The organism is Polynucleobacter sp. AP-Sving-400A-A2, from assembly GCF_018688155.1.
GTDB lineage: Bacteria > Pseudomonadota > Gammaproteobacteria > Burkholderiales > Burkholderiaceae > Polynucleobacter.
The window spans coordinates 1,971,399-1,987,673 of record NZ_CP061312.1 but is presented as its reverse complement, the minus strand read 5'-3'; the positions used below and the strand labels follow the sequence as shown (position 1 = coordinate 1,987,673).

Annotated in this window: 18 protein-coding genes; 13 read left to right on the top strand and 5 right to left on the bottom strand. The window is 47.6% G+C overall.

Translation table 11 applies throughout. The annotated features are described in order from the left end of the window. Positions 1 to 4 precede the first annotated feature (4 nt). Genes mreD through C2758_RS10400 form a run of 3 tightly spaced genes read right to left on the bottom strand, consistent with a single transcriptional unit; the run spans position 5 to position 2,523 of the window. Positions 5 to 529 (bottom strand): rod shape-determining protein MreD, encoded by a 525-nt coding sequence (gene mreD / locus C2758_RS10410; RefSeq protein WP_215328232.1) that lies wholly within the window; start codon positions 527 to 529, stop codon positions 5 to 7. Beyond that, a complete protein-coding gene (mreC, locus tag C2758_RS10405) occupies positions 526 to 1,455 on the bottom strand; it encodes a rod shape-determining protein MreC (protein WP_215328230.1) in 930 nt (309 codons plus the stop codon). Before mreC ends, mreD begins: the two co-directional genes overlap by 4 nt. Before the next feature lie 24 nt (positions 1,456 to 1,479). Beyond that, entirely contained in the window at positions 1,480 to 2,523 is a 1,044-nt protein-coding gene (locus C2758_RS10400; protein ID WP_046330974.1) for a rod shape-determining protein, read from the bottom strand. A 62-nt stretch (positions 2,524 to 2,585) separates the two neighbouring features. Between C2758_RS10400 and gatC the strand changes: the two genes are divergently transcribed. The 12 genes from gatC to C2758_RS10340 all read left to right on the top strand — a co-directional run bounded on the left by gatC (position 2,586) and on the right by C2758_RS10340 (position 13,914). After that, the gene (gene gatC, locus C2758_RS10395; RefSeq protein WP_215328229.1) at positions 2,586 to 2,879 is read left to right on the top strand and encodes an Asp-tRNA(Asn)/Glu-tRNA(Gln) amidotransferase subunit GatC; all 294 of its coding nucleotides are present in this window, start codon (positions 2,586 to 2,588) and stop codon (positions 2,877 to 2,879) included. Continuing rightward, positions 2,876 to 4,393 carry an Asp-tRNA(Asn)/Glu-tRNA(Gln) amidotransferase subunit GatA gene (gene gatA / locus C2758_RS10390; protein WP_215328228.1) on the top strand — a complete coding sequence of 506 codons (1,518 nt, stop codon included), beginning with the start codon at positions 2,876 to 2,878 and terminating at the stop codon, positions 4,391 to 4,393. Before gatC ends, gatA begins: the two co-directional genes overlap by 4 nt. Further along, on the top strand, positions 4,393 to 5,862 hold the full coding sequence (gene gatB, locus C2758_RS10385) for an Asp-tRNA(Asn)/Glu-tRNA(Gln) amidotransferase subunit GatB (protein WP_215330289.1): 1,470 nt from the start codon (positions 4,393 to 4,395) through the stop codon (positions 5,860 to 5,862). The genes gatA and gatB overlap by 1 nt, the downstream gene beginning before the upstream one ends. A gap of 35 nt (positions 5,863 to 5,897) precedes the next feature. Next, positions 5,898 to 6,572, top strand: a complete 675-nt coding sequence (locus C2758_RS10380) for a DUF484 family protein (RefSeq protein WP_215328226.1) — start codon at positions 5,898 to 5,900, stop codon at positions 6,570 to 6,572. Further along, positions 6,553 to 7,554 (top strand): tyrosine recombinase XerC, encoded by a 1,002-nt coding sequence (locus C2758_RS10375; protein ID WP_215328225.1) that lies wholly within the window; start codon positions 6,553 to 6,555, stop codon positions 7,552 to 7,554. Before C2758_RS10380 ends, C2758_RS10375 begins: the two co-directional genes overlap by 20 nt. Before the next feature lie 66 nt (positions 7,555 to 7,620). Beyond that, on the top strand, positions 7,621 to 8,661 hold the full coding sequence (locus C2758_RS10370) for a GTP-binding protein (RefSeq protein WP_215328224.1): 1,041 nt from the start codon (positions 7,621 to 7,623) through the stop codon (positions 8,659 to 8,661). Between the two features lie 224 nt (positions 8,662 to 8,885). After that, positions 8,886 to 9,263: an RNA polymerase-binding protein DksA gene (gene dksA, locus C2758_RS10365; RefSeq protein WP_046331310.1), complete on the top strand. Its 378-nt coding sequence runs from the start codon at positions 8,886 to 8,888 to the stop codon at positions 9,261 to 9,263. 28 nt (positions 9,264 to 9,291) lie between these two features. Continuing rightward, positions 9,292 to 10,194 (top strand): acetylglutamate kinase, encoded by a 903-nt coding sequence (gene argB, locus C2758_RS10360; RefSeq protein ID WP_215328223.1) that lies wholly within the window; start codon positions 9,292 to 9,294, stop codon positions 10,192 to 10,194. A 22-nt stretch (positions 10,195 to 10,216) separates the two neighbouring features. Then, a complete protein-coding gene (slmA, locus tag C2758_RS10355) occupies positions 10,217 to 10,873 on the top strand; it encodes a nucleoid occlusion factor SlmA (protein WP_215328221.1) in 657 nt (218 codons plus the stop codon). Beyond that, positions 10,870 to 12,009: a homoserine O-acetyltransferase gene (locus tag C2758_RS10350; protein ID WP_215328219.1), complete on the top strand. Its 1,140-nt coding sequence runs from the start codon at positions 10,870 to 10,872 to the stop codon at positions 12,007 to 12,009. Before slmA ends, C2758_RS10350 begins: the two co-directional genes overlap by 4 nt. Beyond that, the gene (gene metW / locus C2758_RS10345) at positions 12,006 to 12,587 is read left to right on the top strand and encodes a methionine biosynthesis protein MetW (protein WP_215328218.1); all 582 of its coding nucleotides are present in this window, start codon (positions 12,006 to 12,008) and stop codon (positions 12,585 to 12,587) included. Before C2758_RS10350 ends, metW begins: the two co-directional genes overlap by 4 nt. Beyond that, positions 12,580 to 13,914 carry an MFS transporter gene (locus C2758_RS10340; protein ID WP_305849018.1) on the top strand — a complete coding sequence of 445 codons (1,335 nt, stop codon included), beginning with the start codon at positions 12,580 to 12,582 and terminating at the stop codon, positions 13,912 to 13,914. The genes metW and C2758_RS10340 overlap by 8 nt, the downstream gene beginning before the upstream one ends. On the opposite strand, the gene C2758_RS10335 is transcribed toward C2758_RS10340, so the two are convergent. Further along, entirely contained in the window at positions 13,907 to 14,689 is a 783-nt protein-coding gene (locus C2758_RS10335) for an exodeoxyribonuclease III (RefSeq protein WP_215328215.1), read from the bottom strand. The genes C2758_RS10340 and C2758_RS10335 overlap by 8 nt on opposite strands. An 8-nt stretch (positions 14,690 to 14,697) precedes the next feature. Between C2758_RS10335 and pyrE the strand changes: the two genes are divergently transcribed. Continuing rightward, on the top strand, positions 14,698 to 15,366 hold the full coding sequence (gene pyrE, locus C2758_RS10330) for an orotate phosphoribosyltransferase (RefSeq protein WP_215328213.1): 669 nt from the start codon (positions 14,698 to 14,700) through the stop codon (positions 15,364 to 15,366). A 36-nt stretch (positions 15,367 to 15,402) separates the two neighbouring features. Here pyrE and dapF read toward each other — a convergent pair whose 3' ends face one another. Next, entirely contained in the window at positions 15,403 to 16,257 is an 855-nt protein-coding gene (gene dapF, locus C2758_RS10325) for a diaminopimelate epimerase (protein WP_215330286.1), read from the bottom strand. Positions 16,258 to 16,275 lie beyond the last annotated feature (18 nt).

Below are 16,275 nucleotides of genomic sequence, written 5' to 3'. Positions count from 1 at the left end.
TTTTTTAAAGCGGACGATTGTGATCAACATCAATAGGGCGACGTTGAGGCGATAACAAGATGCGTGTTGCTAAGGGCCACAGCATTCCCTCAATCAGCGCCTGAATGGCGCCGGTGAGCGCCCCCCAATAGACTTCACCACTTAAGAACCAATGGGCGAGTACCGGGAATAATGAAACCAGCAGGAAGATGGGCAGTAAATGCATTGCTTGGGTGAAAGCGCTTAGAGCAACGATTCGTCGGTGCCAAGAGATGGCTAGATAAGCCACCAATGAGTAGCTAAAAGCGTTAAGGCCCAACAAGTCAGAGTTATGAACATCCATCAACAAGCCAAGAATAAATGCAATTATTACGCCAACGTAGCGATGCTGGTGGATGTTCCAAAATATGATGCAAATAATTAGCCAGTCTGGCACCCAGCCATAATTTCCAATGGGTAAAAGATTTAGCAGTAGTGCGCAAAACAGGCTGAAATAAATAAATACCGCATTTACCGGGCGAAGAATATAGCCGCTTTGAAGGTCGATCATTGCATGCCTCGCGCACGAGTTTGGCGACGCCCTAGAGTATTGGTTAGCGGTGCATCAGGCTTGCTGTTTGCAGTAGATGCTTTGGCATCCCATTGCGGATCGTAAAGTAATGCCAGAGCCTGTCGGTAGCGGTTTGCCGGTGCAACTGGCACACAAAAGACGTTAGAAGAATTTTTATCGGCATTTCGTTCAATGCGACTAATCACAGCCACTGCAAAGCCAGGGGGGTAAACGCCATCAATGCCTGAGGTAATTAATACATCGCCTACCTCTAAGTCGCTGGCCACAGGGAGGTAGCGCAGTTCGAGAGGGTTGCCACGCCCTACACCAAAAACGGCCGCTCTTAAGCCATTACGTGCAATTTGTACGGGCACCGCAAAGTCACGATCCTCTAATAGAGACACTTCTGCAGAGTGATCGTAGACGCGTATTACTTGACCTAAGATACCCGAATCACTTGCAATGGGATTGCCCAGTTTGAGACCGTCCTTACTGCCACGATTAATCACAATGCGCTGAGAAATTGGATTGGGTGGATTAAATAGAATTTCGACTGGCAATGTTTCGAATTGAACCTGCTTTTGCAAATCCATCAGCTGCCGTAGATTTTGGTTTTCTATCAGCAGAAACTCAGATTGATTGGCAAGCAAAGAGAGCTCTGCTTGGCGCACTTTCATTTCTTGATTTTCTTTTTCTAGAGTTCCGCGACTAGTGAAGTATTCTGATGTCGCCTCAAACACATTGCGCGGCATCATCATCACATACTCTAGTGGACGTAATAACCAATTGACGTTATTACGAATGGGGTCAAGTGCTTTATAACGAAAATCGATCAACATCAATGCGATGCTGATCGAAAGACAGGCAATTAGTTTAACTAAAGCCGGAACGCCTTGTCTAAAAAGAGGTGGGGCGCTATGTTGCAATTCCCTAGTCGACGCTTAAGTCAATTACTCTTGTGAGAACACGCCGCCCAGCTTGTCCATGCGCTCTAATGCAATACCGCAACCACGAGCGACGCAAGTGAGAGGATCTTCAGCAACATGAATTGGCAGACCAGTTTCTTCTAGCAATAGGCGATCGAGGTCGCGCAATAGTGCGCCACCACCAGTCAGCATCATGCCGCGCTCAGCAATGTCTGATGCGAGCTCGGGTGGAATCTGTTCGAGGGCTGCTTTTACAGCAGTAACGATTTGATTCAATGGATCGGTTAATGCTTCTAAAATCTCATTGCTGGTAACAGTAAAGCTACGTGGAATACCTTCGGAAAGGTTGCGACCTTTCACTTCCATCTCGCGCACTTCAGCGCCAGGGAAGGCAGAGCCAATCGTTTTTTTAATTAACTCAGCAGTTTGTTCCCCGATCAACATACCGTAGTTACGACGAATGTAGTTTGTGATGGCTTCATCAAACTTATCGCCGCCAACCCGAACTGAACCCTTGTAAACCATGCCACCAAGTGACATCACGCCAACTTCAGTTGTGCCACCACCAATATCAACGACCATAGAACCAGCCGCCTCAGAGACTGGCAGACCTGCGCCAATTGCAGCAGCCATAGGCTCTTCGATTAAAAACACTTGTGATGCGCCTGCACCTAATGCAGATTCGCGAATAGCTCGACGCTCAACTTGGGTTGAGCCGCAAGGAACGCAGATAATGATACGCGGGCTTGGTTTGAGCAGCTTACTCTCATGTACCATTTTGATAAATTGCTTGAGCATCTGCTCAGTAATGGTGAAGTCGGCAATAACACCGTCTTTCATTGGGCGAATAGCCTCAATATTTCCAGGAACACGACCCAACATGGCTTTTGCTTCTTTTCCAACAGCCAAAATGGTTTTTTTGCCATTTGGGCCGCCTTCAGTGCGAATTGCCACAACTGACGGCTCATCAAGCACAATACCCCGTTCACGCATGTAAATTAAGGTGTTAGCGGTACCTAGGTCGATGGCTAGGTCATTAGAAAAGTAGCTGCGAAAAAAACCAAACATGATGTAGTGGGAAAATAAGTAAGTGTTAAAAAATATATTTATGAATGATACCCTAGCGCCCCATGAAACTAAATGATGTCCAGCGCATTGCGCACCTTTCCAGCCTTGACTTAAGTCAGGCAGAAGCCGAGGCGGTATTGCCTCAATTACAGGCCGTATTTGCTTTAGTCGAGGAGATGCAGGCTGTCGATACAAGCGGTCTCGCTCCTTTGGCCCACCCCATCCTCTTTTTGCGCGATTTAGCGCAACCCTTGCGAAGTGACACGGTGACCGAAGTAGATCAGCGCGTCGAAAACATGCAATCTGCCCCCGCAGAGCGGGATGGCTACTTTTTAGTTCCAAGGGTGATCGAATGAGCTGGCATCAAGTTCCTGTTGCATTGATGTCCAAAGCATTGGCCGCTAAAGAGGTCTCCAGCGTTGAGTTGACGCAGTACTTTCTGAGCCGGATTGAGGTCGGAAAACATTGGAATGCATATCTTGATGTGAGTGCTCACTTAAGTTTAGATCAAGCTTCCAAAGCAGATAAAATTATTGCCTCTGGTAAGGCTGGAAAGTTAACGGGCGTACCAGTTGCCCATAAGGACGTCTTCGTAACACGTGGCTGGAAGTCGACAGCGGCCTCCAAAATGCTCGAGGGTTACCTCAGCCCATTTGATGCGACAGTAGTATCTAATCTCGGGATTCCGGATGAGCTGAACCCAAACGGTGCTGGCATGGTTTGCCTTGGCAAGACCAATATGGATGAGTTCGCCATGGGCTCCTCTAATGAAAATTCAGCCTATGGACCAGTTTTAAATCCTTGGAATTCAGAATATGTTGCTGGAGGCTCATCTGGAGGATCTGCAGCGGCAGTAGCAGCTGGGTTAGCTCCAATTGCGACGGGTACAGATACAGGCGGCTCCATTCGTCAGCCAGCGGCTTTTTGCGGATTAACTGGTATCAAGCCTAGCTATGGGCGCGTATCTCGCTACGGGATGATTGCCTATGCCTCATCACTGGATCAGGCTGGTCCTATGGGCAAGACTGCTGAAGACTGCGCATTATTGCTCACAGCCATGTCTTCCCATGATCCGCGCGACTCCACTTCACTAGCAGATTCTGGAGAGGACTACGGTCGCTACCTCACACAGTCTTGGAAAGACGGAGATACAAATACAGCAAAACCACTTGAGGGATTACGAGTTGGCCTGCCAAAAGAATTCTTCGCAGAGGGTCTTGCTCTAGAAGTAGCCAATGCAGTCAATGCTGCAGCAAAAGCTTTGCAAGACTTAGGTGCGGAGCTGTTGGAAGTTAGCCTGCCCAAAACTAAGTTATCTATTCCAGTCTATTACGTTTTAGCTCCAGCCGAAGCCTCCAGTAATTTGAGCAGATTTGATGGTGTGCGCTACGGACATCGAGCAAATGAGTATCGCGACTTATCTGACATGTATAAGAAATCACGCACCGAAGGATTTGGTGCGGAAGTGAAGCGCCGAATCTTAGTAGGTACTTATGTACTGTGTCATGGCTATTACGATGCTTATTATTTGCAGGCTCAAAAAATTCGTCGCATTATTGCAGCAGACTTCCAGGCGGCATTTGAAAAATGCGATGTCATCCTAGGGCCAGTTGCCCCGGATGTTGCATGGCGCTTGGGTGAAAAATCAAAAGATCCGGTGCAAATGTATCTAGAAGACATTTACACACTCTCAACTAACTTAGCGGGGCTGCCGGCGATGAGTGTGCCTTGCGGTTTCAATACAAGTAATTTGCCGATTGGAATGCAGTTAATTGGAAACTACTTTACTGAGGCGCGCTTACTTCAAGTGGCGCACCAATACCAGCAAAATAGTGATTGGCATTTGCGTCAAGCAAGCGAGGTGGCATGATGCAATGGGAAATCGTGATTGGTCTAGAGACCCACGCGCAGCTCCAAACACAATCCAAAATTTTCAGCGGGGCGAGTACGCGTTTTGGCGCAAGCCCCAATACGCAAGCCTGTGCCGTTGACTTAGCTTTACCTGGAGTATTGCCAGTATTAAATCGTCAAGCTGTTGAACATGCCATTCGTTTTGGTTTGGCTGTCAATGCCAAGATTTCGCCGGCAAGTATTTTTGCACGTAAGAATTATTTCTATCCGGACTTGCCAAAGGGGTACCAGATCAGCCAGATGGATCTTCCTGTAGTCCTTGGTGGACATCTGGAAATATTAGTTGGCGATCAAGTTAAAGTAATTGAGTTGACACGCGCGCATATGGAAGAAGATGCCGGTAAGTCGGTTCATGAAGAAGGCTTCTTAGGTCCGCACGGTGAGGCATCTAGTGGCATTGACTTAAATCGTGCTGGCACACCATTGCTAGAAATTGTGACTGAGCCAGTGATGCGCAGTGCTGCGGAAGCAGTTGCCTATGCAAAAGCACTTCATACCCTGGTTGTTTGGCTTGGGGTATGTGACGGCAATATGCAAGAGGGCTCTTTTCGTTGCGATGCCAACGTATCTGTACGACCTGTAGGCCAAAAAGAATTTGGTACTCGTTGCGAGATTAAGAACTTAAACTCCTTCCGCTTTTTGGAAGAGGCAATTCAATACGAGGTGCGTCGCCAAATTGAATTGATTGAGGATGGTGGCAAGGTTGTTCAAGAAACCCGCTTATACGATCCCGATCGTCAAGAGACTCGCAGTATGCGCAGTAAAGAAGACGCTAATGACTATCGCTATTTTCCTGACCCAGATCTATTGCCAGTAGTGATTGATGACGCCTGGATTGCCGATGTGCGCAGCAAGATGCCGGCTTTACCAGCACAGCTTCGTGATCAGTGGCAAAGCGAATTTGGCTTGAGCGCCTACGATACACAACTACTCACGCAAGATCGCGACACTGCCAAGATATTTGAGGGGCTAATTGCGATTGTTGGCAAGTCTTTGGCAAAGGCTGCAGCGAACCTGATTGCAGGTGAGTTTGCTTCATCACTCAATCGCGCCGGAATCGCTGCTGCAGATGCGCCATTAAAAGCCGAACATTTAGCACCGCTATTAACCCGCGTAGCAGATGGCACAATTTCTAACAAGATTGCAAAAGATATCTTTGCAATCATGTGGGAAGAGGCTGTAGCAGGTAAAGCTATCAGTACCGTTGATCAAGTGATTGATGCTAAAGGTTTGAAGCAGATTAGTGATAGTGGTGAGCTTGAAGCCATCATTGACAAGGTGTTGGCAGCTAACGAAAAGTCGGTTGAAGAATTCCGCTCTGGCAAGGAAAAAGCATTTAATGCTTTAGTAGGGCAGATCATGAAAGCCTCGCAAGGCAAGGCCAACCCAGGTCAGGTGAATGAGCTTCTGCGTAAAAAGCTGAGCTAAAAAAATAAATTAAAAAATAAGCGAGAAAAAGACAGATGAGCGCAATCGATCCTAAGCAGGCCGAACAAGAAGAATTGGTAGCAGAGTGGTTGCGTGCCACCCCGGGTTTCTTTGAGCGTTACGCCAATCTTTTAAATGAAATTCGTTTAAAGCATCCTCACGAGGATCGTGCAATCTCCTTGCAAGAGCGCCAGATGACTTTGTTGCGCACACAGAATCAAGAGCTCAATCGTCGCTTAAGTGAGATGCTACATTTTGGCAGTCGTAATGACAAAACCCAGCAAAGCTTAGTGGCTTGGTTATTGCGTTTAATGCGAGCCAACACCAAGGCGGATGTGGAGTCTGCAGTGACTGCAGGTTTGGCTGAAGTGTTTGAAGTCGAGTCAGCAAAACTCTTGTCACCCAATACTGCATTTGGCCCGTGGATTGACACGCCATTATGTGGCTCAGCCAAAGAGCTGGCTGCAGCGAGCGTAGATTTGCTGGCGACCCAAGTGACTATCGATTCTGAGTGGCAAAGTATGGTCGCTATTGGTCTGCCGCTAGGTAAAAGTATTGGCGTAGCGCAATCGCCAGCAGTACTTTTATTAGCAAGCAAAGATGAGTCCCGTTTTACTGCGGATATGGGTGCGTTCTATTTGCGTCAGATTGCTGAACTCACCGCTGCAGCTTTGGATCGCATCCAGGCTTATGAGCCAAGCACCAGCTGATCCGCACCCCTTAGTGCAGGAGTACTTGCACGAGCTGCATGTATTAAGGCAGCTCTCACCGCATACGCTTAAAGCGTATCGCATGGATCTTGGTGAGTTACAGGCATTAGCAACAGATGATGCCGTCGAGCTGTTAAAGGTTACCAATGCTCATGTACGTCGCTGGGCGGGGCGCCTACATTCAAAAGGAAAGTCATCTCGCACGATTGCAAGGGCGCTTTCTGCTTGGCGTGGTTGGTATGACTGGTTGACCGAGAAAGATGCGCGTCGAGATACGCAGGCGGGAAGGGTGACTGCAAATCTAGTGGCCAATCCCGTCGATGATGTGAAAGCACCTAAGCGTTTAAAGTCTTTACCAAAAGCCCTTTCAGTCGAGCAGGCGCTCTCTTTAGTAAATCAGGCCGTAAAAGAGGCTGAAGAAAAGAAAGATCTAGAGACGGTGCGTGATGCTGCGATCATTGATTTGTTGTATTCCTCTGGTCTGCGTTTATCTGAGCTGCTGGGCATCGATGTGATGCAAAGCAAGGATCGCCAGCATGAGTCTGCCGGCTGGCTAGATTGGGATGCTGCAGAAGTAACGGTTTTGGGTAAGGGCGGCAAACGTCGCTCAGTTCCGATTGGTGGACCAGCAATGCAATCCCTCAAAGTTTGGCGTGCTGCTCGAGACCTGCTTGAGCAGGCAGATGTATCAATGGCTTTATTTATCTCTGCTACGGGGGCACGTTTATCTCCCCGCACCGTTCAGGCGCGCTTACGCACCTTAGCCATGCGGGCAGGCCTTCCCACCCACGTGCACCCGCATATGATGCGCCATAGCTTTGCTAGCCATGTATTGCAGTCTTCTCAGGATTTGAGGGCAGTGCAGGAGATGTTGGGTCACGCCAGCATCGCCAGCACTCAGATTTATACCTCTTTAGACTTCCAGCACTTAGCACAGGCATATGACAAAGCGCATCCCCGTGCAAAAGCTGGTAAAGCTTGAAGAACTCGGTAAGATAGAAGGTTTCCCGTTTGGGGAATGCATTTATAGATTTTAATAGGATCAAAGATGGCGTTAATTCCGGTAACAATTCTCACAGGCTTTTTAGGTAGCGGCAAAACCACTTTGCTCAAACATATTCTGACTGAGCAGCACGGCAAAAAAATTGCTGTGATTGAGAACGAGTTTGGCGAAGAAAATATCGATAACGACATTTTGGTTCAAGACAATCAAGAGAACATTGTGCAAATGAGCAATGGTTGTATTTGCTGCACTATTCGCGGAGATCTGGTTGAAGCCCTGAATGAGCTTTGGGAGCAACGTCGGGATAAGAAAATTAGCTTTGAGCGGGTGGTTATTGAAACCACTGGAGTGGCTAATCCAGGCCCAGTAGCCCAAACCTTTTTTATGGACGATGACGTAGCTGACCACTATGTCCTGGATGCCGTAGTCACCTTGGTGGATGCCAAGCATGGCCCACAACAGCTGACTGAACATGAAGAGGCGCAGCGCCAAGTGGGTTTTGCTGATCAAATTTTCATCACAAAGACAGATTTAGTAACACCTGCCGAGGTGGATGCCTTGCGCAATCGCTTAATGCATATGAACCCCCGTGCCCCAATTCAGGGTATTTCTAAAGGAGTCGTTCCTTTGGATGCCGTCTTGGATCTGAAGGGTTTTAACTTGAACGCGAAGCTCGATATTGATCCTCATTTTCTAGGGCAGGACGATCATGATCACACTTCTTGTGGCCATGACCACAGCCATGACCATCACGACCATAGTCACGGTCACCATGATCATGCAGGCCATACAGACCGCATCCAATCCTTCGTTTTTCGTAGTGATAAACCCTTTGACCATAAAAAATTAGAAGACTTCCTGGGGGGTATTTTGGAGGTCTTCGGAGAGAAGATGTTGCGCTACAAAGGTGTTCTCTATGTGAAGGGTAGCAACCGAAAAGTCGTGTTCCAGGGTGTCCATCAGATGATGGGCAGTGATATGGCAGGTTTATGGGGTGCAGAACCCAAGCAAACCCGCATGGTCTTTATTGGGATAGATTTGCCCAAAGACACCCTGCTGGCTGGGCTCGAGGGGTGTTTGGTTTAGTAAATTTACAGTACAATCCGGCGCCACGACCAATAATGATAAATATTGGCTAAAGGGTAATAAAACTTTGGCAGAATGAAGCAATAATGATTTAGATCCATGGAAAGAATGAAATGACGGTAAAAACACCAACGAAATCTACGGCTGCAGCAAAGGCTCCAAGTAAAGCGGCAAGTGCAAAAGTTGCCAAAGGCGCCCCTTTAACAGAGGCTGAGTTGCTCAAGATGTCCGAAAAGGACTATATGAATGCCGGCCAGTTAGATTTTTTCCGTCAGAAGTTATTGACCTTAAAGGGCGACATCCTGAAGAATGCTTCGGAGACAACGGAGCATTTGCGCGAAAATATTTTGGTTCCTGATCCAGCTGATCGTGCAACGATCGAAGAAGAGCATGCTCTTGAACTGCGTACGCGTGATCGTGAGCGCAAGCTATTGAAAAAAGTTGAGCAGGCTTTAGCCCGTATTGAGTCTGGTGATTACGGTTGGTGTGAAGAGACCGGTGAGCCGATTGGCCTGAACCGTCTTATTGCGCGCCCAACAGCCAATCTCTCTCTAGAGGCGCAAGAGCGCCGTGAGCTGCGTCAAAAGTTGTTTGGCGATTAATTTACTAGACCGAATAAAAAAAGCAGCAATGACAACGCAATCCCCATCTATTAGTGACATCTCCCCCTTACTAAAGGCGGAGATTTTGGCCGAGGCCTTGCCCTACATTCGGGCTTATCACGGCAAGACTATTGTGATTAAGTACGGTGGAAATGCAATGGTTGAAGAGCGTCTGAAGGAAAGTTTTGCGCGCGATGTCATTTTGCTTAAGCTAGTTGGTATGAATCCAGTAGTAGTGCATGGCGGCGGCCCACAAATTGATGAGGCGCTCAAGAAGATTGGTAAGACGGGTACCTTTATTCAAGGTATGCGCGTGACCGATGAAGAGACCATGGAAGTAGTTGAGTGGGTTCTCGGCGGCGAAGTGCAGCAAGATATTGTGATGTTGATAAATCACTTTGGCGGTCAAGCAGTTGGCTTGACTGGCAAAGACGGCGGCTTGATTCGTGCAAAAAAGTTGCTGGTTGCCGACGAAAAGAAGCCTGGCGGAACTATTGATTTAGGTTTTGTTGGTGAGATCGAGGCGATTAATCCTGCAGTTGTAAAAGCATTGCAGGATGACGCATTTATTCCGGTGATCTCTCCCATTGGATTTAGTGAAGAAGGTCAGGCATACAACATTAATGCTGACTTGGTAGCTGGCAAGATGGCGGAAATTTTGCATGCAGAGAAATTAGTCATGATGACCAACATTCCCGGTGTGATGGATAAAAGCGGTAATCTTTTGACCGACCTGACTGCACGTGAAATTGATGGCCTATTTGCTGACGGTACTATTTCTGGCGGCATGTTGCCAAAGATTTCTTCTGCATTAGATGCAGCAAAGAGTGGTGTAAATTCAGTGCACATCATTGATGGACGAATTGAGCACTCCTTATTGTTGGAGATTCTGACAGAGCAAGCATTCGGAACGATGATTCGTTCCCGCTAATAGTTGAACAAGAGATATAAATATGCGTGATTCTTTTGACCCTACTGCATCAGAGATCGAAGTAACAGCTGCCGAAGAGGGTAAGACACGCAAGCGCCCACGTCCGGGTGAGCGCCGCCTTCAGATTTTGCAAGTATTGGCAGAGATGTTACAAAACCCTAAAGGTGAGCGCGTAACGACTGCGGCATTGGCTGCAAAAATTCAAGTTTCAGAGGCAGCACTTTATCGACATTTCGCTAGTAAGGCGCAGATGTTTGAGGGCCTGATTGCATTTATTGAGCAAACAGTTTTTGGTCTGATTAATCAGATTAATCAAAAAGAAGAATCTGGGCTTGCCCAGGCCCGTGGTATTTTGCAGATGCTTTTATTCTTTGCAGAAAAGAATCCTGGCATGACGCGCGTACTTTTAGGCGATGCCCTATTGCAAGAAGACGATCGCCTGCAAGAGCGCATCACACAAGTGCTGGATCGTGTTGAAGCATCTTTGAAGCAGGCGCTGCGTATCGCCCTAACTCAGGATGGGCCTTGGGCAAATGTGTCTCAGGATGAAGTCAGCATTCGAGCGACCATGTTGATGAGTTATGTTTTGGGCCGCTGGCACCGTTTCGCCCGCAGCGGCTTTAAGAAGCTTCCAACCGAAGCATCTGATATAAGCCTTCGCATTCTTTTGTCCGAATGAGCGAGCTACACCTCTCTAGAAATACTATCCACTTTGCCGAGCCCTTGCCTTTGCAAAGTGGCGCCATCTTATCTGGCTACGATTTAGTAATTGAAACTTACGGCAAGCTCAATGCTGATAAAAGTAATGCCGTTTTGGTTTGTCATGCACTCAATGCATCGCACCATGTGGCTGGCCCCAATCCAGACGATGCAAAAGATATCGGCTGGTGGGACAACATGATTGGGCCAGGCAAGCCAGTAGATACAAATCACTTCTTTGTGATTGGTGTTAATAATTTAGGCTCTTGCTTTGGGTCCACTGGACCCATGAGCATCAATCCTGCCACTAGCAAGCCTTATGGCGCTGATTTCCCGGTAATTACGGTGGAAGATTGGGTCAACACCCAGGCGCGCTTGGCTGATAAGTTGGGCATTCGCCGTTTTGCTGCGGTAATGGGAGGAAGCTTAGGTGGTATGCAGGCATTGGCTTGGTCAATCCAGTTTCCAAAACGCCTTGCCCACTGTTTGGTGATTGCTTCGACACCAAAATTGAGTGCACAGAATATTGCATTTAATGAAGTAGCTCGCAATGCGATTTTGTCTGACCCAGATTTTCATGGGGGTAATTACTACGAGCAGGGCGTAGTACCAAAGCGCGGTCTTAAGTTAGCTCGCATGGTCGGACATATTACCTATCTATCTGATGATGACATGGCAGAAAAATTTGGGCGCGAGCTGCAAAGACCTAGTGGCGAGTCCCAGGATTATCGCTTTAGCTTTGATGTGGAGTTTGAGGTCGAGAGCTATTTGCGCCATCAAGGCGACAAGTTCTCCACTTACTTTGATGCCAACACGTACTTGTTAATTACTAGAGCGCTAGATTATTTTGATCCTTCCCGTCGCTATGAAGGTAGCTTAAATCGCGCCCTAGCTGAAGTTCAAGCTAAGTTTTTAGTTGTGAGTTTTTGTACCGATTGGCGCTTCCCACCCAATCGCAGTCGCGAGATTGTGGAATCCTTGCTCAGCAATAAGAGTGAAGTCAGCTATGCAGAGATTGATGCGCCCCATGGGCACGATGCTTTCTTATTGGATGACCCGCGTTATCACAATCTGATTCGTGCTTATTTTGAACAAATGCTTGAGGTGAAGGCATGAAGCGCGCAGACTTTGCTGCAATAGCGAATTGGATTGCGCCTAATAGTGAGGTACTTGATCTCGGTTGCGGTGATGGCAGCTTCTTGGAGTATTTGCAAAAACAAAAACCCGTGCACGCTTACGGGGTTGAGATTGATGATGTGCGCGTGCTTTCTTGTGTGCAAAAAGGTTTGAACGTAATTCAGCAAAATCTTGAAGGGGGCTTGGCACTCTTTGAGAACAATAGTTTTGATACGGTTGTGCTCTCACAAACGCTGCAAACCATTCACGAAACTGAAAAGATCTTGCGTGAAGTGGTTCGGGTTGGCAAAGAGTCAGTGGTTTCTTTCCCGAACTTTGGCCACTGGTCACACCGCGTAGCTGTTGGCTTTGGCCGTATGCCAGTTTCTAAAAGCCTGCCTTACCAGTGGTACAACACACCTAATGTGCGCGTTCTCACAGTGGCTGATTTTGAAAAGCTGGCTTCGAGCTTGGGCTTGCAGATTTTGGATCAATGTATCTTGCATGAAGGGCGGCAAGTTACCTTGATGCCTAATCTTTTTGGAAGCCTAGCGCTGTTCCGCGTTCGACGTGCTTAGTACCCTTCAGTCCTGGCTAAAGGATTTTCGGGTTTACCTCGAATGGCCTTGCCTTCGAATGCTCTTTTTGGGATTCTCTGCAGGCCTGCCGCTATTACTGATTTTAGGAACGCTGAGCTTTTGGCTTAGAGAGGCTGGCATTGATCGCAGCACGATTGGTTACCTCACCTGGGTTGGCTTGATTTATGCGTTTAAGTGGATGTGGGCGCCTTTGGTGGATCGATTACCCATCCCCTTACTTTCAAGATCATTTGGCAGAAGGCGTAGCTGGCTACTTTTTGCGCAATTGTTGATTGTTCTTGGCCTAGTCGGTATGGCAAGTATTGACCCCAAGGTTCAACTGACACCGATTGTGTGGTGTGCACTCCTGGTTGCCTTTGGCTCTGCCACTCAAGATATTGCTTTAGATGCTTTTCGGATCGAGTCTGCAGATAGTGATCACCAAGCGGCTCTGGCGGCCACTTACCAAACAGGGTATCGATTAGCTTTAATTTGGTCTGGTGCTGGTGTTCTCTGGTTGGCTGCCCGCGCTGAATCTGGTATCGCTGGTTATGATCCAGCTGCCTGGCAATTTGCTTATCTTTGTATGGCGCTCTCTATCGGTGTGGGTGTGGTCACTACTTTGTTTAGTAAAGAGCCCGTTCGTATTGAGCTTGCAAAAGCACGCAATGCAAAAGCATGGCTACATCAAACTTTGATTGAGCCATTTGCAGACTTTATTAAGCGCTATGGTTGGCACGCTATTTTGATTTTGTCTTTAATTGCCATCTACCGAATTAGTGATGTGGTGATGGGGATTATGGCCAACCCGTTTTATGTTGACATGGGCTATACCAAAGATGAGGTAGCAGCAGTGAGTAAGGTCTTTGGTGTCGTGATGACCTTGGTCGGCGCCTTTGTTGGAGGCGTGCTCACTTTGCGTTTCGGCGTGATGCGGATTTTGTTTCTAGGTGCGATTTTATCGGCTGTTAGCAATTTGTTATTTGCTTGGCTTGCCACGCAGGGCCATGACTTGCAGGGTTTGATCTGGGTCATCTCTGCTGACAATCTGAGTTCTGGTATTGCAACGGCAGCCTTCATTGCCTTCTTATCGGCATTGACGAATATTCAGTACTCTGCAACCCAGTACGCCTTGTTTAGTTCGATGATGCTTTTGTTGCCAAAGTGGCTGGCTGGATTCTCAGGCGTGTTTGTAAATCACTTTGGTTATTCAAACTTTTTTATCAGTACCGCAATTATTGGTGCGCCGGTCCTAATTCTGATTTGGCTCACTATTCATTTCAAAGTGGTTGAATTTAAAAAGCACGACTCGCAGGTTTCTAAATAGACCAGTCGTAATCTACTGTCAGTGGGGCGTGATCTGAGAAGCGCTCATCTTTATACACAGCAGTATTCTTAGCGCTTGCTGCAATCCCTGGGGTGGTGATGTGATAGTCGATACGCCAACCTACGTTCTTGGCGTATGCTTGACCACGATTACTCCACCAGGTGTAGCAGGTATCAGTAGCCTCAGGCTCTAGCTTTCTATAAACATCTACATAGCCGACTTTACCAAACAGGTTTGTTAGCCAAGCGCGCTCCTCTGGCAAAAATCCCGAGTTCTTGAGATTGCCTTTCCAGTTCTTGAGGTCAATCTCATTGTGGGCAATATTAACGTCGCCACACAGCACAATCTCACGCCCTGATTTCTTGAGCTCTACTAGGTGCGGCAAGAAAGAATCCAGATACCGATACTTAGCCTCTTGCCTTTCTGGCGAGCTTGAGCCTGAGGGCATGTATACCGAGATGACTGAAAGCTTTTTGAACCGAGCTTCGACATAACGCCCCTCAGCATCAAACTCCTCATTACCATACCCATAGAGCACCTCATCGGGCTTGTGTGGGGTATAGATGCCGCAGCCGCTGTAACCCTTTTTCTCAGCATGATGAAAGAAGCCATGCAGGCCGTCTGGATTGAGGATGGCATCCTCTAGATCATCCTGCTGAGCCTTAAGCTCCTGCATGCAAACAAAGTCCGCTTTTTGCTTTACAACCCAAGGCAAGAAGCCTTTTTTGACCGCCGAGCGGATACCGTTGAGGTTGGCAGAAATGATGCGTAACATATAGGCCTATGAGCTCAAAAAATTCTAATCAAAATAACTTTATTCAATTTGCCCTAGAGGCAAATGTTTTGTCGTTTGGGGAGTTTAAAACTAAAGCTGGGCGTCTTTCCCCTTATTTCTTTAATGCGGGTGATTTTAATGACGGTATCCGTTTAAGGGCGCTGGGCAACTATTACGCCAACGCTTTACAAGAGTCTGGCCTCAAGTACGACATGCTCTATGGACCGGCTTATAAAGGCATTACATTGGCCGCAGCAACAGCAATCGCATTGGCTGATGCTGGTCGTAATGTGCCCTATGCTTATAACCGTAAAGAAGCCAAAGATCATGGTGAGGGCGGTTCATTGGTGGGCGCCCCAGTCAAAGGTAAGGTGGTCATCATTGATGATGTGATTTCTGCGGGGACGTCTGTGCGAGAGTCCGTCAAACTTATTCGTGATGCGGGTGCTGAGCCTGTAGCAGTATTAATTGCCTTGGATCGTATGGAGAAGTCAGGAACTGCTACTGACATTGGCGATAAGTCAGCAGTCCAGGCGGTGGAGCAAGAATTTGGCTTGCCAGTTGTAGCAATTGCGAACTTGGCAGATTTGATGGCTTTCTTAACCGCCTCCAGCAATACCGAGCTAACAAGTTACCTACCAGCTGTGAAAGCCTATCGCGAGAAATACGGCATTTAGTTCAATAGCAGTTCCAGGGGCTGCATAGCTCCACTCTTAGATGTTTACTTCGCCTTCGAACACGGTAATCGCGGGGCCAGTCATGATGACAGGCTGAGCCACTTCATTGATCATGCCACCCCAGGTAATTTGTAAATCGCCACCACGGGTATGCACTTTGACTGGGGAGTCGAGCAAGCCACGACGAATACCGGAGACGACTGCAGCACATGCGCCAGTGCCACAAGCGAGGGTCTCGCCAGCACCACGCTCAAAAACACGCAGCTTGATTTCCTGACGATTCAGAATTTGCATATAGCCTGCATTGACTCTTTTTGGAAATGCCGCATCCTTTTCGATTGATGGACCTTCTTCAAGAACGGGTGCGCTATCGACATCACCTACTACTTGCACTGCATGAGGATTGCCCATCGATACGACGCCGATCCAACTGTCGTGTGCAGCGGGGGTTTTAATAGGCAGTGCATAGAGCATTTCATGAAACTCTTGTTTGCTGGCTAAGACACCCGCATCGAATGGAATCTTGCTATGTTCAAAAATTGGCGCACCCATATCCACTTCCACCTGACCATCTTCATGAGATTGGAGTGTTAGTACGGTATGTGCTACTTCAACGCGTAAGGGATTCTTCGTGGATAGGCCTTGGTCAAGTACAAAGCGTACAAAGCAACGTGAGCCATTGCCACATTGCTCAACTTCACCACCATCCGAATTAAAAATACGATAACGAAAATCAGCATCAGGGCGCGTGGCTTTTTCAACCAGTAGAATTTGATCGGCGCCAATACCAAACTGGCGATGGGCTAGTTTTTGCCATTGCTCACGCGTGACATTGCTGAGATCTTGATCGATACCATTGAGCACAATGAAATCATTACCAGCACCATGCATTTTGGTGAAGCGTAATGT